Below are 1,814 nucleotides of genomic sequence, written 5' to 3'. Positions count from 1 at the left end.
AACACAACTTCACACGAGAGCCCCGAATCACCCTCACAGGTGACTCGGGGCTCTCGTCATTCCACCCACACCCACACAAACCGACTCGTCGGTCTGTTCGTCCCGGCCAGGCCCGCACTGCCGAGGCTGCTATCGACCCGTTGTCCGTGTACAGGGTGACGTGTCGTTCGGGGTACAGGTTCACGTGTCGGTGTCCGGCTGGGTCTTATGGTGCCGGGTCCTCAGCGTTGCTGACAAGGTCTGCGCGATCTTTGAGGCGGTAGGACGGCCCGTTGATGGCGATGACCTCGCAGTGGTGCAGGTACCGGTCGAGGATCGCGGTGGCCAGCACTTCGTCGCCCAGGACCGTGCCCCATTCGGCGAAGGTCTTGTTGCTGGTGATGATCGTGGAGCCCTTTTCGTAGCGGCGTGAGATCAGCTGGAAGAACATGTTTGCCTCAGCGCGACTGAGGGGGAGGTATCCGACCTCGTCGATTACCAGCAGTGATGGCCGGGCCAGACTCGACAGCTGCTTGGGCAGGGTGCCGAGATTGTCGGCCTTGCGCAGCTTGCGAACCAGTTCATCCAGGGTTGTGTAGTAGATCGAGTGGCCGGCCCGGCATGCGGTGACCGCGAGTGCCACGGCGATGTGGGTTTTGCCGACTCCGGGCGGGCCGAGCAGGGCGACGTTGGCTTTGCGTTCAACGAATTCCATCGCCGCGAGGTCTTTGAGGCGCCTGGCGTCGATGCCGGGTTGGAACGCGAAGTCGAAGTCCTCCAGGGTCTTGTGGTGTGGCAGCCCGGAGAGTTTGAGCGCGTTGCGGAATCGCCCCGATTCCCGGTGGGTGACCTCCTCCTCGAGCAGCTGGTCTAGAAAGTCCAGGTAGCCCAGCTGGGCCTGCTCAGCTCGGGCGGCAGCATCCGCTGCACTGGCAGCGGTATGGGGTAGCTTGAGCCGCTCGGCGGCGGCGGAAATGCGACTGACGACGAATTCGCTCACGATGCCTGACCTGCCACGAGTTCGTAGGAGGCCAGCGGCCGGTGAATATCCGGTACCGGCTCAATTCCTGACAGGAACTGCTCTAGTACCGACATCGACCCCATGGGCTTTACAGCCGTAGTGCCGTCGTCCGGCAGGATATGGCTGATGGCGCGTCCTGTTCCGTCGGGCAGGCCGTCCCAGTGAGAGGGGTCGATGATCCACTCATGCCCTCTGCTTCCCCGGCGGTGAGTGGCCAACACCTTCGCCGGGGTATCGAGACGACAGATCATCACGTGGTCGGCGGTGGCTCGAACCAATACTTTCATCCTGGCTGCCACCTCGGCGGCGGGCACCGAATAGTGATTGGCCTCGAACGAGATCAGGCAGTCCTTGCCCACAGTGCGCACGTGATCGTCAAAGATCTCGTACCCCATGGCCGGGAGCGGACCCAGGGCTGCGTGATCGGTTGCAGCGGCCTCGCCGATGACTTGCCCGTGGGTGCGGTGCGCCTGCTTACGGCGGATCGTCACCCACCGGGCGAACGCGGCATCAGCGTCGTCGGTGGAGCGGAAACTGCGGCCGGCCACGACGTGTTCGCGCACGATGTCGACCTGCCGCTCGACCCGCCCTTTCCCGGTGGGCCGGTACGCGGCCAGCACGTCGATGTCGAAGCCGTAGTGCCCGGCGAATGCGGTGGCCGCGGCCGTGACCGGAACGGCCTTACCAGGGGCCACATGGCGACGCACCACGGTCTTGAGTCGGTCGTAGACGATCGCCGCTGGCACCCCGCCGAAGTGGGCGAACGCCCGCCTGTGGCAGTCGAAGAACGTTGCGGCATCCATTGAGGTCACGA

General features: G+C 64.3%; 2 protein-coding genes. Both read right to left on the bottom strand.

Annotated features, from left to right (window positions below):
* Window positions 1-205 precede the first annotated feature (205 nt).
* Window positions 206-979, bottom strand: coding sequence for an IS21-like element helper ATPase IstB (gene istB, locus AC3DE3_RS17105; RefSeq protein ID WP_107749414.1), 774 nt, complete (start codon window positions 977-979; stop codon window positions 206-208).
* Window positions 976-1,814, bottom strand: an 839-nt coding sequence (locus AC3DE3_RS17100; protein WP_488370819.1) for a Mu transposase domain-containing protein, incomplete at its 5' end; no start/stop codon positions are given. The genes AC3DE3_RS17100 and istB, both read right to left, overlap by 4 nt.

This window comes from Dietzia sp. IBK-p2-16D, assembly GCF_057773085.1.
This window is presented reverse-complemented; position numbering and strand designations above follow the sequence as displayed.